General features: G+C 63.1%; 17 protein-coding genes. 8 read left to right on the forward strand and 9 right to left on the reverse strand.

The features are described 5' to 3' along the window. Window positions 1-432: 432 nt before the first annotated feature. Window positions 433-2142: a trimethylamine N-oxide permease gene (locus tag NKH29_RS21195; protein WP_352482684.1), complete on the forward strand. Its 1710-nt coding sequence runs from the start codon at window positions 433-435 to the stop codon at window positions 2140-2142. Window positions 2143-2400: 258 nt separating this feature from the next. Here the strand turns inward: NKH29_RS21195 and NKH29_RS21200 are convergent, their stop codons facing one another. The 5 genes from NKH29_RS21200 to NKH29_RS21220 all read right to left on the reverse strand — a co-directional run bounded on the left by NKH29_RS21200 (window position 2401) and on the right by NKH29_RS21220 (window position 11015). Continuing rightward, window positions 2401-3888: an aldehyde dehydrogenase family protein gene (locus NKH29_RS21200; RefSeq protein ID WP_023716755.1), complete on the reverse strand. Its 1488-nt coding sequence runs from the start codon at window positions 3886-3888 to the stop codon at window positions 2401-2403. A gap of 70 nt (window positions 3889-3958) precedes the next feature. Continuing rightward, window positions 3959-7093, reverse strand: a complete 3135-nt coding sequence (locus NKH29_RS21205; protein WP_353000524.1) for an efflux RND transporter permease subunit — start codon at window positions 7091-7093, stop codon at window positions 3959-3961. Window positions 7094-7301: 208 nt separating this feature from the next. Beyond that, window positions 7302-8453 carry an efflux RND transporter periplasmic adaptor subunit gene (locus NKH29_RS21210; protein WP_023716753.1) on the reverse strand — a complete coding sequence of 384 codons (1152 nt, stop codon included), beginning with the start codon at window positions 8451-8453 and terminating at the stop codon, window positions 7302-7304. A gap of 62 nt (window positions 8454-8515) precedes the next feature. Then, the gene (locus tag NKH29_RS21215; protein WP_023716752.1) at window positions 8516-9124 is read right to left on the reverse strand and encodes a TetR/AcrR family transcriptional regulator; all 609 of its coding nucleotides are present in this window, start codon (window positions 9122-9124) and stop codon (window positions 8516-8518) included. 250 nt (window positions 9125-9374) lie between these two features. After that, window positions 9375-11015, reverse strand: coding sequence for an acyl-CoA synthetase (locus NKH29_RS21220; protein ID WP_352493974.1), 1641 nt, complete (start codon window positions 11013-11015; stop codon window positions 9375-9377). A gap of 188 nt (window positions 11016-11203) precedes the next feature. On the opposite strand from NKH29_RS21220, the gene NKH29_RS21225 reads away from it, so the two are divergent. Both NKH29_RS21225 and NKH29_RS21230 read left to right on the forward strand, forming a co-directional pair. Beyond that, window positions 11204-12169, forward strand: coding sequence for a sugar-binding transcriptional regulator (locus tag NKH29_RS21225; protein WP_352482687.1), 966 nt, complete (start codon window positions 11204-11206; stop codon window positions 12167-12169). Between the two features lie 85 nt (window positions 12170-12254). Beyond that, window positions 12255-14309, forward strand: a complete 2055-nt coding sequence (locus tag NKH29_RS21230) for a bifunctional aldolase/short-chain dehydrogenase (RefSeq protein ID WP_353000526.1) — start codon at window positions 12255-12257, stop codon at window positions 14307-14309. A 73-nt stretch (window positions 14310-14382) separates the two neighbouring features. Here the strand turns inward: NKH29_RS21230 and NKH29_RS21235 are convergent, their stop codons facing one another. The 4 genes from NKH29_RS21235 to NKH29_RS21250 form a co-directional block, all read right to left on the reverse strand. Beyond that, on the reverse strand, window positions 14383-15228 hold the full coding sequence (locus NKH29_RS21235) for an acyl-CoA thioester hydrolase/BAAT C-terminal domain-containing protein (protein WP_352790987.1): 846 nt from the start codon (window positions 15226-15228) through the stop codon (window positions 14383-14385). A 147-nt stretch (window positions 15229-15375) separates the two neighbouring features. Beyond that, complete coding sequence (locus NKH29_RS21240) at window positions 15376-16431, reverse strand: substrate-binding domain-containing protein (RefSeq protein ID WP_352482691.1); 1056 nt, start codon at window positions 16429-16431, stop codon at window positions 15376-15378. A 46-nt stretch (window positions 16432-16477) separates the two neighbouring features. Beyond that, complete coding sequence (locus NKH29_RS21245; protein WP_352790988.1) at window positions 16478-17473, reverse strand: ABC transporter permease; 996 nt, start codon at window positions 17471-17473, stop codon at window positions 16478-16480. An 83-nt stretch (window positions 17474-17556) separates the two neighbouring features. Then, window positions 17557-19068, reverse strand: coding sequence for a sugar ABC transporter ATP-binding protein (locus NKH29_RS21250; RefSeq protein WP_353000529.1), 1512 nt, complete (start codon window positions 19066-19068; stop codon window positions 17557-17559). A gap of 137 nt (window positions 19069-19205) precedes the next feature. On the opposite strand from NKH29_RS21250, the gene mtnK reads away from it, so the two are divergent. The 5 genes from mtnK to NKH29_RS21275 all read left to right on the forward strand — a co-directional run bounded on the left by mtnK (window position 19206) and on the right by NKH29_RS21275 (window position 24417). Beyond that, entirely contained in the window at window positions 19206-20477 is a 1272-nt protein-coding gene (gene mtnK, locus NKH29_RS21255) for an S-methyl-5-thioribose kinase (protein ID WP_352790991.1), read from the forward strand. Beyond that, window positions 20474-21568 carry an S-methyl-5-thioribose-1-phosphate isomerase gene (gene mtnA / locus NKH29_RS21260; protein WP_023716743.1) on the forward strand — a complete coding sequence of 365 codons (1095 nt, stop codon included), beginning with the start codon at window positions 20474-20476 and terminating at the stop codon, window positions 21566-21568. Before mtnK ends, mtnA begins: the two co-directional genes overlap by 4 nt. A 183-nt stretch (window positions 21569-21751) precedes the next feature. Beyond that, complete coding sequence (locus tag NKH29_RS21265) at window positions 21752-22636, forward strand: helix-turn-helix domain-containing protein (RefSeq protein WP_352791017.1); 885 nt, start codon at window positions 21752-21754, stop codon at window positions 22634-22636. 131 nt (window positions 22637-22767) lie between these two features. Then, the gene (locus NKH29_RS21270) at window positions 22768-23427 is read left to right on the forward strand and encodes a 2Fe-2S iron-sulfur cluster-binding protein (protein ID WP_352493972.1); all 660 of its coding nucleotides are present in this window, start codon (window positions 22768-22770) and stop codon (window positions 23425-23427) included. Between the two features lie 3 nt (window positions 23428-23430). Next, the gene (locus tag NKH29_RS21275) at window positions 23431-24417 is read left to right on the forward strand and encodes an FAD binding domain-containing protein (protein WP_352590262.1); all 987 of its coding nucleotides are present in this window, start codon (window positions 23431-23433) and stop codon (window positions 24415-24417) included. Window positions 24418-24461: the final 44 nt, after the last annotated feature.

The following is a 24461-nucleotide window of genomic DNA, read 5'->3' on the forward strand; positions in this document are numbered from 1 at the left end:
GCCATCGCGATTCCCTCAGACCGTCCACCTCAGAGAATCACAATCAGCGAATTACGCAACAGGCCCCTTGTGGGAGAAGGTGGATTGGCGCGCAGCGCCAAGACGGTTGAGGGGCGCTGGACGAAGTGCGGTTTTGCCAAGCTGGAACACCCCTCATCCGACCGAGCTACGCTCGGCCACCTTCTCCCACAAGGGGAGAAGGAAAGACCGCACCCGTTGGCAGCGCCAACGAAGCTCGACTGTTTCACAAGCGCAATGTGCACAGCGTCACAAACCGCTTGACGTGAAAGCGCGTTGGGTCAATCTTCACTGCCAAGAATAAAATACTACTGAGCGGAAAACGCCTGGGCAGTTCAACGTGAGCGTCGATGACGCCTCGCGAGATTGCGGCTGTTGCCGATAGGGAACATCAAAAATGGGGAATCCACGTAAATGAGCACGATAGTCACCACCTTGGTGCCGCCTGCCGAAGGGCAGCTGCACCGGAACATCGATTGGCGCGGCGCCTTTTGGGTGGCAAGCGGCGTTCCGGCCCTTGTCCTGTTTTCGATCGGCGGCATTGCCGGCACCACCGGAACGCTGGCCTTCATGATCTGGACCGCATCCATGATCATGGGCTTCCTGCAATCCTTCACCTATGCGGAAATCGCCGGCCTGTTCCCGAACAAGTCCGGCGGCGCCTCGATCTATGGCGCCACCGCGTGGCTGCGCTATTCGAAATTCATCGCGCCGCTTTCGGTGTGGTGCAACTGGTTCGCCTGGTCGCCGGTGCTGTCGCTCGGCTGCTCGATCGCCGCCGCCTATATCCTCAATGCGCTGGCGCCGGTGCCGCTGTTCACCGACACTTCGCCGGAAGTTGCCGCCTATATCGCGGCCCATGCCGGAACCAGCGCCGCCGACGCCATCACCGCGGTCACCACTGCGGCGACGCCGGCGATCCGCAACTGGACGCTTTACGGTCATACGCTTGGCCCGGTTTCCTTCACCTTCAATGCCACCTTCTTCATCGGCGCGGTGCTGATGCTGATCATCTTCTCCATCCAGCATCGCGGCATCCTTGGCACCGCCAACGTGCAGAAATATATCGGCCTGCTCGTCATCATCCCGATGCTGATCGTCGGCGTGGTGCCGATCGTCACCGGCCAGATCGACTGGGCAAACTTTTCGCCGCTGGTCCCGCTCGCGGCAGCCTACGCGCCGGAGCCCGGCGCGTGGAACATCGCAGGCTGGACGCTCGTTCTCGGCGGCATGTTCATCGCGGCATGGTCGACCTACGGTTTCGAGACCGCCGTCTGCTACACCTCCGAGTTCAAGAACCCGGGCACCGATACCTTCAAGGCGATCTTCTATTCCGGCCTTCTGTGCATGCTGCTGTTCATCCTGGTGCCGTTCACCTTCCAGGGCGTGCTCGGCTTGAACGGCATGCTGGCGACGCCGATCGTCGACGGCTCCGGCGTTGCCGATGCGCTGGCTGGCATGGTCGGCGGCGGACAGCTGATCCACAGCCTGCTGGTCATGCTGATGATCCTGGCGCTGGTGCTCTGCATCATGACGGCGATGGCCGGCTCTTCGCGCACGCTCTACCAGGGTTCGGTCGACGGCTGGCTGCCGCGCTACCTCAGCCACGTCAACGAGCACGGTGCGCCGACGCGGGCGATGTGGACCGACTTGATCTTCAACCTGATTGTGCTGGCCATCGCTTCGGCCGACGCGACGAGCTTCTTCTTCATCCTCGCCGTGTCGAATTGCGGCTACATCATCTTCAACTTCCTCAACCTCAATGCCGGCTGGATCCACCGCATCGACAATGGCCACATTGCGCGGCCATGGAAGGCGCCGAGCTGGCTGCTCGGCCTCGGCGCTATCTTTGCCTATGTCAACGCGGTCTTCATGGGCGCCGGCGCCAAGGTCTGGAACCCGATGGCATTGTGGGCCGGGCTGATCACGGCCGCCTTGATCATCCCGGTGTTCTGCTTCCGGCACTACATCCAGGACAAAGGCAAGTTCCCCGACCACATGCTGGCCGATCTCGGCATGAACTCGTCCGACCTCGCAGTGCGAAAGGCGGGCATGCTGCCCTACCTGACGCTGATCGCCGGCGTCGCGGTGATGCTGCTCGCCAACTGGCTGTTCGTCATCTGAGGCTTGCCTTGAGAGCAATTCCAGGAAAAGGTGTGAACGGTTTTCCGGCCGGAATTGCCTCAAAACAAAAAATAGAGCGGTTCGGCGTTTCCGTGAAACGATGAACCGTTCTACGGATTGGGCGCGCGATGCGCGCTCGATCGCTTGCATTTTGTTCTTGCTTTGTGCCGGCAGCTATGCTACTAATCCCGCCATGGTGCTGATTCGCCCCGAGACCCGCCGCTGAGGCGGGTTTTTCGTTTCTGGGCCTATTCTGGCTCAATCGATCTTGATGAACACGCCCTTGGTGTTGAGATATTCGTCAAGGTGTTCGGCGCCGCCCTCGCGGCCGTAGCCGCTCATCTTGTAGCCGCCGAAGGGCACGGCCGGATCGATGGCGTGATAGGTGTTGACCCAGACCGAGCCGGCGCGGATCTTTTGCGACAGCCGGTGGGCGGTGGCGAGATTTTGGGTGAAGACCCCTGCAGCCAGGCCGTAAGGCGTGTTGTTGGCCCGCTCGACCGCCTCGTCCAGCGTATCGAACGGCAAGGCTGAAATCACCGGCCCGAAGATCTCCTCGCGCGCGATCTTCATATCGTCCGAGACGCCGGCAAAGACAGTCGGCGCGACGAAATTGCCGGCGGCAAGCGCGCCTTCCACAAGCCGGGTGCCTCCGGTGACGAGTTTCGCCCCTTCTGCAGTACCGGCCTCGAGGTAACCGGTGACCCGTTGCAACTGCTTTTCGGAGACGAGCGGGCCGATCTCGGTCGCCGGGTCGATGCCGTCGCCGACCCTGAGACCCTTGGCGTATGCCGCGAGACGCTCGATGAACTCGTCATGGACCGCGCGTTCGACGAAAAGGCGCGAACCGGCGATGCAGATCTGGCCGGAATTGGCGAACACCGACATCGCGGCCACCGGCACCGCTTTGTCGAGATCGGCATCGGCGCAGACGATGACCGGCGACTTGCCGCCAAGCTCCAGCGAGACGCGCTTGAGGTTGCCGGCCGAGGCGCGCACGATCGACTGGCCGGTCGCCGTCGAGCCGGTGAAGACGATTTTGTCGACGCCCATGTGCTCGGCGAGTGCGGCGCCCGCCTCGGTGCCGGTGCCGGTGACGATGTTGACGACGCCTTCCGGGACGCCGGCCTCGTTCATGATGTCGGCGATCAGCAGTGGCGTCAGCGGCGCCTCTTCCGATGGTTTCAGCACGATGGTACAGCCGGTCGCCAGCGCCGGGCCGATTTTCCAGATCGACGCGGCGGTCGGCGCGTTCCAGGGAATGATGGCGCCGACGACGCCGACCGCCTCCTTGCGGGTGAAGGAGACGATTTCGCCGGGCAGCGAGTTCTCGATCGTCTCGCCGTGCAGCGCCGTCGCCATGCCGGCATAATAGCGCAGCATGCCGATGACGCGGTTGCGATTGGCGCGGGTGCGCACGATCGGCATACCCATGTCGGTGGTGTCGGAGAGGCTGATCTCTTCCCAGTTCTTTTCGAAGAGATCGGCGATCCTCAGCAGCAGTACCTGCCGCTCGTAAGGTTTGAGCCGGCTCCACGGTCCCTCGAACGCCTTGCGGGCGGCAGTCACCGCCAAGTCGATGTCGAGGCGGTCTCCGCGCGGCACCGTGGCGATGACCGCGCCGGTGGCAGGATTGCGGGTCTCCATGGTCCGGCCGGAGCGGGCATCGACCCAGCCACCGCCGATGAACATCTGGCGATGGCGTCCGTCGATCGGCAGCCGCAGCGGTGCCTGAGCTATGGTCATGACGGTCCTCCTCCGGCACCTACGCCTGGTGGGCGGATTAAACCGCCGGAGGTCACATTTGCCAACAGCTCTATTCGGCCGCCAGGGCCAGTTGCGGCCTTTCGTTCTTTTCTTCCGTCTCGGCCGGCTGCTCCACCACCTTCTTGGGCTCCCGGCCGAAGAACAGCGCGTAGGCTGCCGGCAGGACAAGGATGGTCAGCACCGTGGCGACCAGGATGCCGCCCATCATGGCATAGGCGAGCGGCCCCCAGAAGACGCCGCGCGAGATCGGGATCAGCGCCAGCACCGCCGTCAGCGCCGTCAGCACGATCGGCCGGAACCGGCGAACGGCCGAGCCGATGATGGCCTCGGAGCGCTCCACGCCGGCGGCGATGTCCTGGTCGATCTGATCGACCAGGATGATCGAGTTTCGCATGATGATGCCGAGCAGGGCGATAACACCGAGGATGGCGACGAAGCCGAACGGCGCACCGCTGATCAAAAGTGCCGCCGCCGCACCGATGATGCCGAGCGGACCGGTCGCCAGCACCAGCATCGCCTTCCCGAAATGCTGCAGCTGGATCATCAGCAGCACGACGATGACCGCCAGCATGACTGGAGCTTTCGCCGCAATCGAGGCCTGGCTTTCGGCCGCATCCTCGGCGCCGCCCTGGATCTCGATCTTGTAGCCGGGTGCGAGGCCGGCGCGCAGGCCCGACATCTCGCCATACATTTTCATGGCGACATCGTTCGGCTGCACGCCATCCGGCAGCGTGGCGCGTACGCTGATGGTCGGCAAGCGGTCGCGCCGCCATTCGACGCCTTGCTCCAGCACCGGGACAATCTTGGCGACCTGCGACAGCGGCACGGAGCCACCGAAATCCGTCGGGATATAGACGGAATCGACCGCCGACAGCAGGTGACGGCTTGCCTCCGGTTCGCGGGCGACGATCGAAACCGTCTCCTCGCCGTCGCGGAAGTCATCGAGCGGCGCTCCCGACATGGTCGCCTGCAGCATCTGGCGGATGCGCTGCGAGGTGACGCCGAGCGCACGGGCGCGATCCTGGTCGATCACCAGCTTCATCGCCGGCACCGGCTCCAGCCAGTCGTCGTGGATGGCGCCGAGCAGCGGATTTGCCTGGAACTTCGCCTTCACCTCGTCGGCGATGCGGCGCACCTCCTGGCGATCCGGACCCATGACGCGCATCTGCACCGGCCAGCCGGTCGGCGGACCAAGGAACAGGCGGTCGACCTTGGCGCGGATCGACGGGAAATCCTCGGCCAGGATGGTGCGCAGCTTGACAATCAGCCGCTCGCGGGCCGGTTCGTCATTGGCCATCACCAGAAGCTGGGCGAAATTCGGATTGCGAAGCTGCTGGTCGAGCGGCAGGAAGAAACGCGGCGCGCCTTCGCCGATATAGGTGGCGATGAAGCGCTTGTCCTTGTCGTCCATCATCCTGGCTTCGAGCGCCTTGGCCTGTGTCTCGACTTCCTTGATGCTGGTGCCTTCCGGCAGCCAGAGGTCGACAAGGATTTCCGGGCGCGACGATTGCGGGAAGAAATTCTGCGGGATGAACTGGAACGCCCACAGGCTGGTGGCAAAGGTCATCATCGTCATCACCAGCACGATGATGCGATGGCGCACGGCCCAGGTCACGGTCGAGCGAAGGCGACGGTAGAAGCCCGTGTCGAAGACATCGTGATGGCTGCCGGCGTGCTTGCGCTGCTTCAGGATCATGTGGCCGAGCCATGGCGTGAAATAGACCGCCGCGAACCAGGACACGACCAGCGCGATACCGACGACGTAGAACAGGGTGCGCACATATTCGCCAGCCGTCGAGGCGGCGAAACCGACGGGGATGAAGCCGGCCGTGGTGATCAGCGTGCCGGTCAGCATCGGGAAGGCGGTCGAGGAATAGGCGAAGCTCGCCGCCTCGACCTTGACCAAGCCTTCCTCGAGCTTTCGCTCCATCATTTCGACGACGATCATCGCGTCGTCGACCAAGAGGCCAAGGGCGATGATCAGCGCGCCGAGCGAGATGCGCTGCAGGTCGATGCCGAGCTCGTACATGATGGCGAAGGTGGCGGCCAGGACCAGCGGAATGACGATCGCGATCACCAGACCCGAACGCCAGCCGATCGACAGGAACGAGACGACAAGCACGATCAGCAGCGCTTCACCGAGCGCTTCCATGAACTCGGCCACCGCATCCTTGACGACTTCCGGCTGGTCGGAGACCTGGTCCACCGACACGCCATAGGGCAGCGCCTCCTCGAAGCGCTTGTAGGCCGCTTCGACGTCCTTGCCGACGTCGGTGACGTTGAAGCCCTTGGCCATGACGACGCCGAGCTGGACGCTGTCATGGCCGTTGAAGCGGTATTTGCGCTGATAAGGGTCCTCGAGGCCGGAGGTCACGGTGGCGATGTCGCCGAGGCGCGTCACCTGGTTGCCGGCCCGCAGCCGAAGCTCGCGAATGTCGGCCGCCCTGGCCACGTCGCCTTCGACCGAGATGCGCACCGAACGCTGGCCGGTGTCGACCGAACCTGCCGGGTCGACATTGTTCTGGCCCCTGATCGCATTCTGCAGGTCGGTCAGCGTCAGGCCGCGTTCGGCAAGCACCTTGGATGAAACGTCGATGTAGAGCTTTTCCGGCTGGTCGCCGATGATCACGGCTTTCTCGACGCCGGGCGTCGTCAGCAGCATGTCGCGTGCCTGGATGGCGAATTTCTTCAGCTCGGGATAGCCGTAGCCATCGCCGCTGATCGAATGCAGGGTGATGAATGTGTCGCCGAATTCGTCGTTGAAGTAGGGCCCGAGCAAGCCCTGCGGCAGTTCATTCGAGATATCGCCGACCTTCTTGCGCACCTGATAGAACGCATCCGCGACCTGCGCGGGACTGGTGTCGCCCTTGACCTGCAAGGTGATGATGGCGCTGCCGGCGCGGGTGTAGGAGCGGACGAAATCGAGATGCGGCGTTTCCTGCAGCTTGCGCTCGATCTTGTTGACGACCTGGTCCTCCATCTCCTTGATCGAGGAGCCCGGCCAGATCGCCTGGACGACCATGACGCGGAAGGTGAAATCGGGATCTTCCTTCTGGCCCATGCGCATCAGGCCGAGCGCACCGGCGACGATGATAAGCCCGAACAGGAAGCGGGCAATGCTCGGATGGCCGATTGCCCAGCGCGAAAGATTGAAAGACCGCTTTTCAGTGGTGTCGGTGGTCATCGGCGTCAGTCCGTTTCAATTTGATCAACAGAGCACGCGCTTTCGCATGCCCAAGGAACTTCCGATGTGGGCTTCCGAGCGGCGAGGCTTTCCGAGTTGAGAGATCTACATCGCGGTGGGACACGAGGATCGATGTGGGGGTTACATCGACCTGAGATCTCGAAAATCGGGGGCGCCTGCCGCCCGGAAACCGTGAATTGCCTGGCCGTCAGCGCAAGCGCCTTGCGGCGTCATCATCGGCCGAGGCCGACTGTTGTGCTGCATCACCGGTAAGCTTGACTTTCAGATTCTCGGTCATGAACTGCGTGCCGGCAGCGACGACCACATCGCCCGGCTTCAGCCCGTCGGCGACACTGACGCCGTCAGGCGTGAAGGCGGCGACCTTGACCGGATGCGCATGAACGGTACCGCCACTGCGGTCGACGGTCCAGACGATCGATTGGCTGTCCTTTTGTGCCAATGCGCTCAGCGGGATCGACACCAGCTGCTGCCGGTTGCCCGCCGCGGCTTCGATGGAGGCCGTCATGCCAAGCAGCACGTTCGGATCGTTGGGCAGGCTGACGCGAACGGCAAAGGTGCGCGACTGCGGATCGGCGCTGCCGGCGACTTCGCGGACCTTGCCTTCGAGCGTCAGCGCCTCATCGGACCAGAAACCCGCCTTGACGGTCTTGCCCGGCTTGAACTCGGCGATATCGGTTTCGGGAACAGCGATCAGGACTTCCTTCTCGCCGTCGATGGCAACGGTCACCACCGGCGTGCCTGAGCCGACCACCTGGCCGACATCGGCGGCAACGGCGGTGACGATGCCATTCTTGTCCGCCTTGAGATCGGTATAGCGGACCTGGTTCTGTGCCTGGGCAAGCTGCGAGCGGGCGGAGTCGCGCGTGGCGACCGCCTGATTGTAACTGAGCGTCGCCTGCTCGAGCTGCGACTTCGGTGCGAAATTCTTGGCGTAGAGCTGTTCGGCGCGCTTGCGCGTAAGCTCGACTGTCTCGACCTGACGGTCGGCGGCATCGAGGCTGGCCTGGGCGCTTCTCACCGAAAGCTCGTAGTCGGTGGGATCGATGCGGGCGAGAACGTCGCCGGGCTTGACGCGGTCACCGATGTCGACAAGGCGCTCGGTGATCTTGCCGTTGATGCGAAAGCCGAGATTCATCTCGGTGCGGGCGCGCACCGATCCGGAATAGGAGAGCTGACGGGTATCGCTCGCCTTGGCGATCTCGACCACCTTGACCGGGCGGATGATCTCCTTGACCTCGGCTTTCTCCTGCGAGCAGCCGGCGAGGCCGAGAGCGGCAACGACAATCAGTGCCAGGCCGGCGGCCGGTAGCCTGTAGGTGATGGACTTGGACAAAGACACTTTTCGTACTCCCGAACTGTGGGGATGAATTGCCGACATCACCGCCCGACGGGCGGCAACGGTCATTTCTTCAAGGCTCTGATGGCAAACTCGGTAAGCTCGTCCGGCGTCGCCCGGTTCTTCTTGGCGAGGCATTGGGCCATCATCTGCGGATGACAGAGGCTGATAATAGCAGCGCCGAAACACCTGGACGCGATCACCGGATCCTGATCGACGAACTCGCCGGTGGCGATGCCCTCGCGGATCACTTCCGCGACCAATTCGTGGATGCTGTCGATGTGCTTTTCGATGACATGCCAATCGCGTTCGATGGCGACGATGACCATCTCGTGCACTTTCTCCTGGTCGATCATGGTCTCGAGCGTCCACTGATAGTGCGTATGCACATAGCGGCGGAGCTTCTCGCTGGCGGTGCCGGGACCATGGCAGGCTTCGTAGGTCAACCGGTAGCAGGTGGCGAGCATACGGCCGCAAACCGCCTGGTGAATTTCCACCTTGGAGGCGAAGAAGCGATAGATGTTGGCGGTCGACATGCCAAGTTCGCGCGCTATGTCGGCGACGTTGGTCTTGCCGTAGCCGTAGTGGCGGAACAATCGCTCCGCGCAATCCAGGATGCGCGTGACATTTTCCTGGCGGGCGGAATCGGCGGTGGTGTCTAAGGTTTCAAGCATCTCGTTGGCCAAAATTTACGACTGACGAATTTAGAATTTCGTCACTCGTAAATTGAAAACCATCACCTGTCAAGACATGATTTCGGCCAGCTGACGCCGCTGATGACAGATGGTGACATCTCTGGACGGAGTTGGCCCATGAAGCGCATGTGGTTCCCGCCGGGCGCGCCTGCAACACCGCGCGTCTTTTTGAACGCACAGGATTTTGAAATGATGCCTCCCGAAATCGGTTCCGTTTTCGGGTCAGGCGCTAAGGCTGCTTCGCCATCTCCCGCAGCCGGAACTTCTGGATCTTGCCCGTCGAAGTCTTAGGGATTTCTGCAAAGATCACCGCTTTCGGCACCTTGAAGCGGGCGAGCAGCGCGCGGCAGTGCTCAATGATTTCGGCCTCGGTCGCCGCCTTGCCCGGCTTCAACTCGACATAGGCGACCGGCACCTCGCCCCATTTGTCGTCGGATCGGGCGACAACGCCGCAAGAAGCGACGGCAGGATGCTTGTAGAGTGCCTCCTCGACCTCGATCGAGGAGATGTTTTCGCCGCCGGAGATGATGATGTCCTTGGAACGGTCCTTGAGCTGGACGTAGCCATCCGGGTGCATGACGCCGAGGTCGCCCGAATGGAACCAGCCGCCGGCAAAGGCCTCATCGCTCGCCTTGCGGTTCCTGAGATAGCCCTTCATGACGATATTGCCGCGGAACATCACCTCGCCGATCGTCTCGCCGTCGGCCGGCGTCTCTTGCATCGTCTGCGGGTCCATCACCGTCAGGCCTTCGAGCGCGGCATAGCGTACGCCTTGCCTGGCCTTCTTTGCCACCCTCGCCCCTTTCTCCAGCCGGTCCCAATCGCCATGCCATTCGTTGACGACGGCCGGGCCATAGGTTTCGGTCAGGCCGTAGAGATGGGTGACGGCAAAGCCCGCATCGGCCATGCCCGACAGCACCGCCTCGGGCGGCGGCGCCGCGGCGGTGTTGAAGGTGACGGTCTGCGGGAACTGCCGCTTGTCCTCGTCCCTGGCGTTGATCAGCACCGACATGACTATGGGTGCACCGCAGAGATGGGTGACCCCGTGATCAGCGATGGCGTCGTAGATCGGCTTCGGCCGCACCCAGCGCAGGCAGACATGGGTGCCAGCCTGCACGGCAAGCGTCCAGGGAAAGCACCAGCCGTTGCAGTGGAACATCGGCAACGTCCAGAGGTAGACCGGGTGCTTGCCCATGCCGGCATGGATGGTGTTGGCATAGGCCATCAGTGCCGCGCCGCGGTGGTGGCAGACGACGCCCTTCGGATTGCCTGTCGTGCCGGAGGTGTAGTTGAGCGATATGGCGTCCCATTCGTCGTCCGGCATCGACCAGGCGAAATCCTCGTCGCCGCCGGCGACAAACGCCTCGTAGTCGAGCGTGCCGATCCGCAGGCCCTTGGCATAGGGCGCGTCGGCGGCGTAATCGGGATCGTCGTAGTCGATCACCAGCGGCTTGACCTTGGCCAGCGTCAGCGCTTGTCGAACCACGCCGGCGAATTCGCGGTCGACGATCAGCACCTTGGTTTCGGCATGCTCGAGCTGGAAGGCAATGACCGCGGCGTCGAGGCGGGTGTTGAGCGAATGCAGCACCGCCTTGGTCATCGGCACGCCGAAATGCGCTTCCAGCATCGGCGGCGTGTTGGACAGCATGACGGTAACGGTGTCGCCCCTGCCGATGCCGCGCTTCGCCAGCGCCGAGGCAAGCCTCAGCGAGCGCTTCCAGAAATCGCGATAGGTCGTGCGCTGGCGGCCATGGATGATGGCGGTCTGGTCGGGAAAGGTTTTTGCCGCCCGTTCAAAATAGGTCAGCGGCGTCAGCGGCTGGTGGTTGGCCGGGTTCCGGTCGAGGTCCTGTTCATAGGGATTGCCCATCCCGTCCTCCGCAATGTGTTCGTCGAGAACTTTAGCTACCGGCTTCCGGCCCGTCACCACCAACGATGCCATCATAGACCCCGCTTGGCACAAGAATGGTCTAGATTCGGCGAGCGCAAGGGCATCTATGCCTTCCTCCCAATTTGACTTTTGTCGAGAGCCGTGACTAATGTCAGCGAGGAGATGGTATGGCGATCCGACCGGCAGAACAGCTTATCCACAAGGCCGCCTGGCTTTACTATGCACACGGCCTGCGCCAGGACCAGGTGGCCAGCCAACTCAAGATTTCCCGTGCCTCGGTGGCCATGTATCTGCGCAAGGCGCGCGAGACCGGCATCGTCAACATCTCCACCTCGACCCAGCTTTTCACCGACGACGTGCTGGCACGCAAGCTGGAAGACGCGCTTAAGCTCGACGCGGTCTGGATCGCGCCGGAAAACGGCTATGTCGCCGATCCGTCGACCGACATCGCGGTGCTGGCGGCAAGCGTCTTTCTTGAGTTGGTCAGGAAGGGCGACCGTATCGGCGTCGCCTGGGGGCGGACCATCTACACGATCGCCGACATCATGTCCTATGCCGACCTGCAGGACGTGACGGTGGTGCAGCTCTGCGGCAATCTGGGAGCACCCTATTCGTACCGGCCGGACCAATGCACCATGGAAATCGCGCGCCGGCTCAATGCCAAGGGGCTGAATTTTTACGCGCCGCTGGTGCTGACGACGGAAGAACTGGCACGCGGCCTGCGCGCCGAACCGGTGATCCGCGAGCAGTTGTCGGGTATCGGTGACTGCGACCTGGCGCTATACTCGGTTGGCTCGGTGGATACCGACAGCCATCTGGTCAAATGCGGCGCGCTGACGCCAAGCGAAATGGCTGCATTGCGCAAGGCGGGTGCAGCCGGCGTCATTGCCGGGCAGATCATCGATACCGAAGGCCAGGCGCTCGACTGCAGCTACAACCGCCGGCTGATTTCGGCAGAGCTGTCATCGCTGCGCCAGATCGAAAAGCGCCTTGTGGTGGTGCAGGAAGAGAGCAAGTTCGAACCGCTCGTCGCGGCGATCGCCGGCGGGCTCTGCACCCATCTCGTCGTCGGCGCGCGCATGGCGCGACGGCTGCTCGACCATGCCGGAGCAGTAGCAGAAAAGGTCGCCTGATACCTAGTTTCAGTCGCCGACGCATTGTCATCAGGGCGTCGCGGCATTCCTGTTCACAACAAAAGAGAAATCGGACGAAGCTGACATGAAGAACCTGTGGAATGACGGCGACGCGGAGAAGCTGGTCGCCGACTATGCAAAGAAGGGTGTGGCCCGCGACCTGGCGCTGCGCGTCTATACGACCAGGCTGCTGGGCGGCGAGCCGCGGCTCGTCCTGCATGGCGGCGGCAACACCTCGTGCAAGACCAAGGCCACCGATCTTGTCGGCGACGAATGGGACGTGCTCTGCGTCAAGGGCAGCGGCTGGGACATGGGCGTCATCGAGCCGCAGGGCCTGCCGGCGGTCAAGCTCGGCGCGCTGTTGAAGGCGCGGTCGCTCAAGAAGCTCTCCGACGAGGACATGGTCGCGCTGCAGCGGGCGAACCTGATCGATCCGTCCTCGCCCAACCCTTCGGTCGAGACGCTGCTGCACGCCTTCCTGCCGCACAAATTCGTTGACCACACGCATTCGACCGCAATCCTGGCCATCGTCGACCAGGAGGACAGCGAGGCGCTGAGCAGAAAAGTGTTCGGCGAGAAAATGGGGTTCGTGCCTTACATCATGCCGGGCTTCGATCTGGCGAAGGCTGCCGCCGATGTTTTCGACGCCGACCCGACGGTCGAAGGCCTGATCCTCGACAAGCACGGCATTTTCACCTTCGGCGACGATGCCAGGCAGGCCTATGACCGGATGATCCATTATGTGAACGTCGCCGAGGATTTCATCGCCAGCCACGGCAAGCCGCGCACCGAAAAAGCGGCCTTGCCGGCCAGATTGGCCAAGCCCGCGGACATTGCGCCGATGCTGCGCGGCGCGGTGGCGGTGGCACGCGGCGAAGGCCGCTTCGACCGCATGGTCAGCGATTTCCGCACCTCGGATGCGATCGTCGATTTCATCAATTCGGCTAGAATTGCCGACTATGCCGGACGCGGCGTGTCGACGCCCGACCTGTCGATCCGCATCAAGACCGGACCGATGGCACTGCCGGCGCCCGACGCGGACAATGTCGGCGACTACAAATCCGTCATCCGCCAGCATGTCGAAAAATTCGCCAAGGACTATCGCGCCTATTTCGAAACCAACGATGCGCTCGACGACGTGAAGCGCACCATGCTCGACACGATGCCACGGGTGACGCTGGTGCCCGGCCTCGGCATGTTCGGCCACGGCCGCACGCTCAAGGACGCGAAGATCGCCTCCGACGTCGGCGAAATGTGGATCGAGGCGGTACGCGGCGCCGAAGCCGTCGGCGATTTCCGCCCGCTCTCCAAAGCCGATCTGTTCCCGCTCGAATACTGGTCGCTGGAACAGGCCAAACTCGCCGCCAACAAGCCGAAGCCGCTGACCGGCCAGGTGGTACTGGTCACCGGCGGCGCCGGCGCGATCGGTGCTGCCACGGCAAAGCTATTCGCCGACAACGGTGCCCATGCGGTGGTCGTCGATGTCGACGGGTCAAGAGCTGCCGAGGCCGCCAAAAAAGCCGGTAACGGTTCGATCGGCATTGGCGCCGACATCACCGATCCGGAGCAGATGCGCGCTGCGTTCGACAAAGCCGTCGCCGTCTTCGGCGGCCTCGACATTCTCGTCTCCAATGCGGGCGCAGCCTGGGAGGGCCGGATCGGCGAGCTCGACGACGCCACTTTGCGCAAAAGTTTCGAACTCAATTTCTTCGCCCACCAGTCGGCGGCGCAGAATGCCGTGCGCATCATGCTCGAACAGGGCACCGGCGGCGTGCTGTTGTTCAATACCTCCAAGCAGGCGATCAATCCGGGACCGAAGTTCGGCGCTTACGGCATCCCGAAGGCGGCAACGCTGTTCATGTCCAGGCAATATGCGCTCGACTACGGCGCGCAAGGCATCCGCTCCAATGCCGTCAACGCCGACCGCATCCGTTCGGGGCTGTTGACCGACGCCATGATCGCCAGCCGCTCGGGCGCGCGCGGCGTATCGGAGAAGGAGTACATGTCCGGCAACCTGCTCGGGCAGGAAGTGACGGCCGACGACGTCGCCCAGGCCTTTCTGCATCAAGCGCTGGCCGATCGGACCACAGCCGATGTGACGACGGTCGACGGCGGCAACATCGCGGCGGCGCTGCGGTAGGCGGAACCGGCCGAGACAGGCACGCAACTCGGAATTTTGCGACACGGCCATGGAAGGCATTCTCGAACTGCTACTACAGCAGGCCTCGGATGCCTTCCCAAGCCTTTCTGCCCAGCTTTGAATCGGCCTCGTCATTGCCTCCATGTGCGTGCAATGTCGAGCGTGGTGTGCTCTCGCCTGGCAACAGAATGCGGTGTCCCGCATCCGGCGACGAAATGAGATGAGTGACCTTACCTGCTTCGCCGCGCCGCCTAATAATATCTCGGGCGAACGATAGGGAAGGCCACAGCGCATCGTTGCCACCGGCGACAAGCAGAAGCTCGGCCGATATGGTCTCAACGGGGATGGTCGCCGCATTCGATTCGCTCTTGAAGGTTTTCAAACAGCATTCGAAAAGCCCCCTGTAAGATACCAGGCCATCCACATACTCTCGTGTCCAATCTGGATCTGCCGGCACAAACGGCAGCGCGATACCGTTGAGCGACCATGAGGATCGTTCAGGCCAACTGGGACCATCCCGGCCCGCACCGATATTCCCCCAAACTACCGATGACGGGCTGATCGCGACCACCGCGTTGATTCGCTGGTCATGGACCGCGGCAAGCAATGAGGCCTCGGCACCTTTGGATGTGCCGACATAAACGATGCGACGGCACCCTGTTTCAATGAGATAGTCTGTTGCTGCAAAGAACGTTTCCAGGGGAATTTCACATATTCCCGGAATCTGGCCCTCGCCGCCAAACCACTGCAACGCCAAGGCCGACGTACCGGCATCTGTAAAAAGCCGCGCGCGCCCGACATCAACACGACCACTCGATCCACCCAACACCACAACGCCCGTGGTGGCCTGCGAGCGTCGAAAAAATGTTCCAGCGACGGCGCCGGCAAGACTTTCCTCTACTACCGCCCGCACCTCCATGTACCCGCTGAATCCTGATTTCAATCGGCATGCAAAACCGGAGACTGCGACAATTGAAATTCGGCAGCCCGGCGCCAGACATCTTCGACAAAAAAGCCACCTGCAGCAAGCTGCTGCAGGCGGCTATTGTTTTGCTCGTGTCGAAAGTTACTTCGCGTTCGGGTTCGGCATCCAGGCCGGCATGGCGACATCGGCATGGGCGAATTGCGGCAGCTTGGCCGAGAGGTCCTCCATGTTCTTGATCTCCTTGTCGAGCAGGTCCTTCTGGGTGATCAGCGTCGGTGGCACAATGACGTTATGGCCGGGGTCTTCGCCGGCCAAGAGCTGCGCCAGCGCACGCACCGAGACCTGACCGACGACGGCCGGGTTGGTGGCGGCGGTTGCCGCCCAGGCGCTGTCGGGCTCGCGCATCGCGGCGATGTCGGAGGTCGATATGTCGGCCGAATAGATTTTGATGTCCTTGTTCAGCCCGGCCTCGTCGACGGCGATCTTTACACCCTTGGCGAATTCGTCATAGGGCGCGAACATCACCTTGATGTCGGGATGAGCCGACAACACCGAGCGAGCCTGGTTGGCAACCGAATTGGCGATCGGATTGTCGAGCGTGCCGAACATGGCGGCTTCGTTGATGCCCGAATATTTCTTCTTGAATTCGACCCAGGTCTCGTTGCGGCGATCGAGCGGGGCGATGCCGGCGACATAGACATAGCCGGCCTTCCAGCTCTCGCCATTGTCTTTGACCGCCTGTTCGAGCGCCAGGCGCGCGAGGTCGCGGTCGGACTGTTCGATCTGCGGGATCTTGGGGTTTTCGACATTGACGTCGAAGGCGACGACCTTGATGCCGGCATCGACGGCACGCTGGGCGGCGTCCTTCATCGATTCCGTCAATCCGTGCTGGATGATGATGCCCTGGACGCCGAGCGCGATGGCCTGGTCGACCATGTCCGCCTGAAGCGCCGCGTCCTGACGGCTGTCGAGCACGCGCAGGTCGACGCCGAGCGCCTTGGCCTGCGCCTCAACGCCGGAGAGATAGGCCTGGAAGAAGTCGCCGGTCGAGAGATAGCGGACCAGCGCGATCTTGACGGCACCCGGCTTGTCGAACGGCGCCGGCCTGTCCTGCGCAATTGCCGGCAACTGCATCAGCAATGTTGCGCCGGCAAGCCCGAGCGCTGCTTTCCCCAAAAGTCTTCTTGTGATGTTCACGTCGTTTCCTCCACTTGTTGAACCCAAAATGTGACCCGGTCGAACCCTATCTCCTGCCCCTGCCGGACAGGGCGAAGGTGAAGACAAGGGCGACCACGAGAACCACGCCCTTGACGAAATCCTGCGTGTAGTAAGGCGCGTTCATCATCGTCAGGCCCTGCAGCAGCACGCCGACAAACACCGCGCCGACGGCCGTGCCGAAGGCGTTCGGTTTGGCGGCGCCGAGAACCGCGTAACCGATGAGTGCCGCAGCCACCGCGTCGAGCAACAGATTATTACCCGAGGCGATGTCGCCGCGTCCAAGCCGGGCGGCAAGCAAAATGCCGCCGATCGAGGCAAAAACCCCAGAAATAACGTAGGCCCAGATTTTGTATGCCTTGACAGGCGCGCCGGCGAGTTCGGCAGCGCGCTCGTTGCTGCCGACGGCGTACATCATGCGGCCGAAACGGGTGTATTCGAGAAAGAACCAGATCAGCACCGCCAGCACGAGCAGGACGACGACCGACACCGGAATGAGGTTCGGGCTGAAGAAATCGAAGCGATGGCGGCCAAGCGCCAGGAACGCGGCGCCGAAGCTGCCGTTGGCGACCGAGCCGTCGGGCATGGTCATGCCGGTGGCGATCGAACGGCCCTCGGTAGGGATGCGCTGCAGGCCGACGAGCAGGAACATCATGCCGAGCGTCGCCAAAAGGTCCGGCACCCGCATATAGACGATCAGCCAGCCATTGATGAGGCCGACAACGGCGCCGATCACAAGACAGGCGACGACCGCCACGACGGCATTCTGCTCCAGCACCACCATGACGTAGGCAGCCGCCATCATGGCGCTGGTGGCGACCGAGCCGATCGACAAGTCGAAGCCGCCGACGACCAGCGTGGCGGTGACGCCGAGCGCCAGAACGCCGGTGATGGCGACCGACTGGAAGATGAAGACGGCGCTTTGCGGCGACACGAAGCCATCGGCGGCAATGGCGAAATAGGCGATCAGACCGAACAACAGGACGATGAAGCCATACCGGATGGCACGGTCGCGCAGGATCATTCAGCGCTCCCGCACGCTGGCACTGTCTTTACCCAACCTGAACTCATGCCCTCTCCATTCCAATTCTCATCGTCTTCCTGCCGTCAGGCTGCGCTGTGCAACGGCCCGCCCGCCACTTCGGCCAGCAGCCGCTCGAGATCGACATCGGTGTTGCGGTGCTCGCCGACGATCGTCTGCTCCGACATCACCAGAATGCGATCGGCCGTCTCCAGGGCTTCGTCCAGTTCGGTGACGAACAGCAGCGTCGCGCGGCCGCTGGCGCTGGCCCGCAGCTTGGCAGCGATATCGCGCCTAGCCGAAATGTCGACGCCCTGAAACGGCTCGTCGAGGATGAAAAGCCTTGCGGTCTGCGACATCCAGCGGGCGACCATCACCTTCTGCTGATTGCCGCCCGAAAGCGACGACATCTCGTCCTTCTCCGAGCGGCAGACGATGCCGAGTTCCTGGATCTGCCGGCGGGCAATGGCGCGTTCGATGCGGCGCTTGAGGACGCCGAGACGCGACATGCCCGTGTGGAACGGCAGGCTGATATTTTCCTGGATGTTGAAGCCGCCGACGATGCCGTTCTCGCCCCGGTCCTTGGCGACGAGAAACACGCCGGCGGCAATCGCTTCGCCGGTCGACGCCGGAGCATAGGGTTTCCCGTTCAGCACCATGGTCCCGGACAGCGGCTGGCGCAAACCGAACAGCGTCTCGGCCAGCGCGGTCTTGCCGACGCCGACGAGGCCGGTGATGGCGACGACCTCGCCGTCGCCGAGCGTCAGCGAAATCGGCCTGGCGCCTTCGGCAATCCGCAAACCGTCGGCAGTAAAAATTGCTTTGGCCGAATTCCTGGCGACGATCCGCTCGAGTTGGATCTTGCGGCCGAGCATGGCGTTGACCGCACCTTCAAAATCCAGCGGCTTCCTGTCGAAGATGCCTGAGATGACCCCATCGCGCATCGAAATGATGCGGTCGGCAAGCCGTCTGATGTCAGACATACGGTGCGAAATGTAGAGAATGGCTACGCCTTGCTGGCGAAGCCGGTCGAGCAATGCGAACAGCCGGTCGGCTTCGGCACTGGACAGCGAGGAGGTCGGCTCGTCGAGGATCAGCACTTTCGGCCGGTGCGCCATGGCGCGGGCGATCGCCACCATCTGACGATCGGCCAGCGAGAGATGGCTGATGCGGGCCTTGAGGTCGATGGCCAGCCCCATGCGGTTGGCAACCGCCTTGGCCTCACGGCGCACCCGGCCCGGCTTGAATAGCGTCGGCACGCCGCTGCCGCTCAGCCTGTCGAGGGTGAGGTTGGTTGCGACGTCGAGGTCGGCGACGACGCCGTCATTGATGTTCTGGTGGACGGTGACGACGCCGGCGCGGATCGCCTCGGCCGGCGTTCTCGGCACAAAGTCCTGACCGGCAAGCGACATCGAGCCGCCGCCATGGTCGTAGACGCCGCTGATGATCTTGACGAGGGTGGATTTGCCGGCGCCGTTGGCACCCATCAGCACGGTCACTTCGCCGGCATGCAATTCGAGCGAGACGCCGCCAAGCACCTCGATATGGCCAAAGGATTTCCTCAGGCCGTCGACGCGGAACACGGCATCATTGCCCATTCGTTCCTCCCTGACCGTGACGCTATGGGCTATATATCGGCAATTGTCAACACGATTGACAATTGCCAGCAGGCTTCCTAGCTTGGCCCGACCGCCATGACTCCGCTATCATCGGAGCACATAAGCGGGAGGTGAGGATGACTGGAAAATCGCCGTTCGAAGCACTGTCGGTCGAGACACTGGCGGGCCGTCTCGGTGCCAACGAGGCCCTTTGTTCGCAGATCGGCAAGGATACGAGCCACTGGAAGGTTCGTGAAGTCGGCGACGGCAATCTGAACCTGGTGTTCATTGTCGAGGGTGCTGAGGGTGCGGCCGTGGTCAAGCAGGCCCTGCCCTACGTCCGGCTGGTCGGCGACAGCTGGCCGCTGCCGTTGAAACGCTCCTTTTTCGAATATCATGCGCTGACGCGGCAACAGGCGCGGGCGCCGGGTTCCGTGCCTGATATCTATCACTTCGACGAAGGCCAGGCGCTGATCATCATGGAATATCTGTCGCCGCACATTATCCTGCGGCGGGCGCTGATCGAGGGCCGGCAACTGCCCAACATCGCGAAAGACATCGGCCTGTTCATGGCCCGCACGCTGTTTCGCGGCTCCGACCTGCATATGGCGACCAAGGACCGCAAGGCCGATCTGGCGCTGTTCGCCGACAATGTCGAACTCTGCGACATCACCGAGAACCTGGTTTTCTCGGACCCGTATTTCGATGCCAAGATGAACCGGCACACCAGCCCGCAGCTCGATGGCATTGTCGCCGAACTGCGCGCCGACCGCGACCTCAAGGTCGAGGCGCAGCGGATGAAGCACCTCTTCGCCGCCAATGCCGAGACGCTGCTGCATGGCGACCTGCATTCCGGCTCGATCATGGTCACCGACACCGAAACGCGGATGATCGACCCCGAATTCGCCTTCTACGGGCCGATCGCCTTCGATGTCGGCATGCTGCTCGCCAATTTCTGGATGGCGTTCTTCTCGCAGCGCGGCCATGAGCAGAATAGCAAGCGCGACGCCATGCGCGCCTATCTGCTCGACGTCACGGTCGATACATGGTCGGCATTCCGCGCCGAGTTCTCGCATCTGTGGCGAACCGAGCGCACCGGCATACTCTACCAGAAGAGCCTGTTCGAGGATCAGGGCGACAGGCTTGGCGCCGAGCAGGCGCTCGACCACATGCTGCATTCGATCTGGACCGATCTGCTCGGCTTTGCCGGCGTCGAGGTTCACCGGCGAATTCTCGGCCTTGCCCACAATGCCGATTTCGAGACCATTGCCGATCAGTATCTGCGCGCCAGATGTGAGGCAAAGGCGCTGAAATTCGGCCGTCACCTCGCCGTCAACCGGCGCCAGATCCACAGCATCGACGAGGTCAACCAGTTGGCCGCGCTGATCGAACGGGAGAGCAGGATTTGAACGTCGGTGACCGCCACTACCGCACGATCTGGCCGAGTGACGACGGGCGTTCGGTGGAGATCATCGACCAGCGCTGGCTGCCGCATGATTTCCGCATCGAAAAGATCGATACCGTCGCCGGCATCGCCACGGCAATCCGCGACATGTGGGTGCGCGGGGCGCCGCTGATCGGCGTCACCGCCGCCTATGGCGTCGCCATGCAGATGGCCGACGATCCGTCGGATGCGGCGCTCGACGCCGTCTGGGCAACCCTGCACGAAACGCGCCCGACGGCGATCAATTTGCGGTGGGCGCTGAATGAAATGCAGCGCTTCCTGCTGGCGCTTCCCCTGGCAGAACGTGCCGCAGCCGCCTATCGGCGTGCCGGCGAGATCGCCGACGAGGATGTCGGCCTCAACCGCGCCATCGGCGCCCATGGGCTCGAAATCATCAAGACGATCGCGGCGCGCAAGCAGCCGGGCGAACCGGTCAATATCCTGACCCACTGCAACGCCGGCTGGCTGGCCACCGTCGACTACGGCACCGCCACCGCGCCGATCTATCTGGCGACGGAAGCCGGCATTCCAGTCCACGTCTATGTCGACGAAACGCGACCGCGCAACCAGGGCGCCCAATTGACCGCCTGGGAGATGGCCGGCCACGGCGTGCCGCACACGCTGATCGTCGACAATGCCGGCGGCCATCTGATGCAGCGCGGCCAGGTCGACATGGTCGTCGTCGGCACCGACAGGACCACCGCCGACGGCGATGTCTGCAACAAGATCGGTACCTATCTCAAGGCACTGGCCGCCGCCGACAACGACGTGCCGTTCTATGTCGCGCTGCCGTCGCCGACGATCGACTGGACGGTGGGGGACGGGTTGGCCGAAATCCCGATCGAGCAGCGTTCGCCCGACGAGGTCTCGCTGGTCTGGGGCAAGACCGCTTCCGGCGAGATTGCCCAGGTCCGCGTGTCGCCGGAAGCCACGCCGGCGGCCAACCCTGCCTTCGACGTGACGCCGGCGCGGCTGGTCACCGGCTTGATCACCGAACGCGGCGTCGCCACGGCCTCGCGCGAAGGCCTGAAGGCGATGTTTCCCGAGCGCGGATGATCCGCTTTGGAGTGCCAGGAGGAGCCCTGGATTTTGCCTGATCTCACGATTTCTTGAACACGGCGCGGTTAAAAACGTCCGTTGCCTGTCCCAGATGGACGGTCGTATGCGTAGCGGCGGGGCGGCGCAACGCTCAAGCCGGGGCTGACCACGGCTCGGCGAGTGAACCAGCGGGATGCCGCGATGTCATTCAGACCGCTGCTTGGTGACGGACGGGTTCGGAGCCAGGAGGAAAAGTCGGAGCCCCTGCAAACCGCGTCATGGGTCAGCTCCTCGATCGTTTTCGACAACCGGCGGTGGGCGTGCCGGGAGGCGGAGCTCCGCTGGACAGCCCCTCATCATCTGATCGTGCTGACCGAAGAAGGCGGCACGTCCCATACGTCTATCCGGCACGAGGCAAAATCCCTCTACGACGGAATGGATCGTCCCGGAGCCCTCACCTTCGTCCCGGCAGGCGCGGAGCGACAGGGCTTCTATCGCGATGTAAACCTCTCATATTCAGCCCTGTGGATCGATCCCGATATCGGGCTTCCCGGATGCGAACGCCTGAGGAACCTGCCGATACTGGTAAACAAGAAGGACGCGGTCGTCGCCACGCTGCTGAGTTCGCTTCGCGACGAGATGGCCCTCGGTCACAAGCCGGACACTGCCTATGTCGAGCATCTGGTGGCCCTCGTCAGCCTCCGCGTGGCCAACCTGAGCCGGGAGCAACAGCCGCTCGTACGTCACGGCTGTCTCAGCCGCCGAGCACTTGGTCGAGTTCGGGATTATATCGATGCACGTATGAATTCCGACATTTCGCTAAGCGAGCTTGCAGCTGTCGCCGACTTGGCCGTCGACAGTTTTGCGCGGCGCTTCAAGGCGACGACCGGTCTTGCCCCCTATGCCTATGTAATCGAGGAACGGGTGCGGCGAGCGGAGGCACTGTTGCGCGAAACGGGTTTGTCGATCAGTACCATTGCCTTTCGGCTCGGCTTTTCAAGCCAGAGCCACTTCACCACGACGTTCCGGCGTCTCAGGGGCATGACGCCTCGTGCCTATCGGGTGAATTCTTCTCCAGAATCCTGATAGTGCCGCCGGTTTCTTGAAAGAAAGCCGCTGCGTGCGCCCCCACCTCCAGTGTCGATGACCGAACCCGAGGGTCCGCTGTCGGGGTCAAATTGCCGTCTGCGTCCTTCATTGCGACTGGGAGATCTTACATGGCCAAAACAGACAACAGGAGGGGGCCAACGCGTCGAACCGTGTTGGAGGGCGGGGTGGCGACCGGGGTGCTCCTGGCTACCGGGATACCGGTCGGCGCCGAGCCGGCCGACACCGTCACGGCGACGGCATCTGGCACGCCGGTACCGACGATGCCGATATCGTTGCGGATCAACGCGAAGGACCTTGCCGTCGAACTCGACCCGCGGACGACGCTGCTCGATGCCCTGCGCAACCATCTCGGCCTCACCGGCTCGAAGAAGGGCTGCGATCACGGCCAGTGCGGCGCATGCACGGTGCTTGTCGATGGACGCCGGATCAATTCCTGCCTGACGCTTGCCGCAATGCATGATGGCGACGAGATCACCACGGTCGAGGGCCTTGCCGAGGGTGACCGGCTGCATCCGGTGCAGGCCGCCTTCATCGCCCGCGACGGTTTCCAGTGCGGCTACTGTACGCCAGGCCAGATCTGCTCGGCGGTCGGTATGCTGGGCGAAGCCAAGGCCGGCTGGCCGAGCCATGCGAGCGCCGACGTGGCAGCGGCTTCCGTCGCTCTCAGCGATGCCGAGATCCGCGAGCGGATGAGCGGCAACATCTGCCGTTGTGCCGCTTATCCGAACATCGTCGCTGCAATCCGCGACGCGGCAGAGGAGGCATGAGCAATGCAGTCCTTCACTTATGAACGTGCAACGAGTGCCCAGCAGGCGGCCGCCGCGGTCGCGGCCCGGCCGGACGCCAAGTTCATCAGCGGCGGCACCAACCTGCTCGACCTGATGAAGCTCGATATCGAGCGCCCAGCGCATCTCGTCGACATCAGCCGGCTGCCGCTTGATCGGATCGAGGAGACGGCAGAAGGCGGGCTTCGGGTCGGCGCCCAGGTCCGCAACAGCGATCTTGCCGCCGACCCGCGGGTGAGGTCCCGCTATCCGATGCTCACACAAGCGCTGCTGGCGGGAGCGTCCGGCCAGATACGCAACAAGGCCTCGACCAGCGGCAATCTCCTGCAACGCACGCGCTGCCCCTACTTCTACGACCGCAACATGCCCTGCAACAAGCGCCAGCCGGGTTCGGGCTGCGCGGCGCTTCAAGGCTTCAACCGCATGCACGCTGTACTGGGCGCGAGCGAAGCCTGCATCGCGGTCCATCCTTCGGACATGGCGGTCGCCATGTCCGGGCTCGACGCCAGGATCGAGACCGTTTCGCCCGGCGGCGAGACCCGCACGATCCCGATCGGCGATTTCCATCGATTGCCCGAGACAATGCCCCATGTGGAGACCGTGCTCGGCCACGGCGAAATGGTCGTCGCGGTTACCCTGCCGCCGCCACCACCCGGCCGACAGCTTTACCGCAAAGTGCGCGACCGAGCTTCCTACGCCTTCGCGCTGGTGTCGGTGGCAGCAATCGTCGAAAAAAGCGGCGATCGTATCCGAAGCGCTCGGATCGCCATGGGCGGCGTGGCAGCGAAACCCTGGCGCGCGACGGAGGCGGAGCGCGGGCTGGCAGGCGCAGCGGCGTCCGACGATACCTTTACCGACGCTGCCGAAGCCGCGCTCGCCGGAGCCGTTGGGCATGGCGCCAATGACTTCAAGATCCCGCTGGCGAAACGAACGGTGCGGCACACACTCGCTGCTGCCGTCGAGAGTGCGTGAGGCGACACGATGACAGAGACGACGACCCCGAACAGCGGTTCCCA

Source organism: Mesorhizobium sp. M1295 (assembly GCF_040318135.1).
Lineage (GTDB): Bacteria > Pseudomonadota > Alphaproteobacteria > Rhizobiales > Rhizobiaceae > Mesorhizobium.

Coding starts and splice junctions, on each gene's coding strand:
- NKH29_RS21200 (WP_023716755.1), bottom strand. CDS start 3,888: ATGACCATAGCTCAGGCACCGCTGCGGCTGCCGATCGACGGACGCCAT.
- NKH29_RS21220 (WP_352493974.1), bottom strand. CDS start 11,015: ATGGGCAATCCCTATGAACAGGACCTCGACCGGAACCCGGCCAACCAC.
- NKH29_RS21270 (WP_352493972.1), top strand. CDS start 22,768: ATGGCCAAAACAGACAACAGGAGGGGGCCAACGCGTCGAACCGTGTTG.
- NKH29_RS21250 (WP_353000529.1), bottom strand. CDS start 19,068: ATGGGCAATGATGCCGTGTTCCGCGTCGACGGCCTGAGGAAATCCTTT.
- NKH29_RS21230 (WP_353000526.1), top strand. CDS start 12,255: ATGAAGAACCTGTGGAATGACGGCGACGCGGAGAAGCTGGTCGCCGAC.
- NKH29_RS21235 (WP_352790987.1), bottom strand. CDS start 15,228: ATGGAGGTGCGGGCGGTAGTAGAGGAAAGTCTTGCCGGCGCCGTCGCT.
- NKH29_RS21195 (WP_352482684.1), top strand. CDS start 433: ATGAGCACGATAGTCACCACCTTGGTGCCGCCTGCCGAAGGGCAGCTG.
- NKH29_RS21275 (WP_352590262.1), top strand. CDS start 23,431: ATGCAGTCCTTCACTTATGAACGTGCAACGAGTGCCCAGCAGGCGGCC.
- NKH29_RS21205 (WP_353000524.1), bottom strand. CDS start 7,093: ATGACCACCGACACCACTGAAAAGCGGTCTTTCAATCTTTCGCGCTGG.
- NKH29_RS21265 (WP_352791017.1), top strand. CDS start 21,752: ATGTCATTCAGACCGCTGCTTGGTGACGGACGGGTTCGGAGCCAGGAG.
- mtnK (WP_352790991.1), top strand. CDS start 19,206: ATGACTGGAAAATCGCCGTTCGAAGCACTGTCGGTCGAGACACTGGCG.
- NKH29_RS21225 (WP_352482687.1), top strand. CDS start 11,204: ATGGCGATCCGACCGGCAGAACAGCTTATCCACAAGGCCGCCTGGCTT.
- NKH29_RS21245 (WP_352790988.1), bottom strand. CDS start 17,473: ATGATCCTGCGCGACCGTGCCATCCGGTATGGCTTCATCGTCCTGTTG.
- NKH29_RS21215 (WP_023716752.1), bottom strand. CDS start 9,124: ATGCTTGAAACCTTAGACACCACCGCCGATTCCGCCCGCCAGGAAAAT.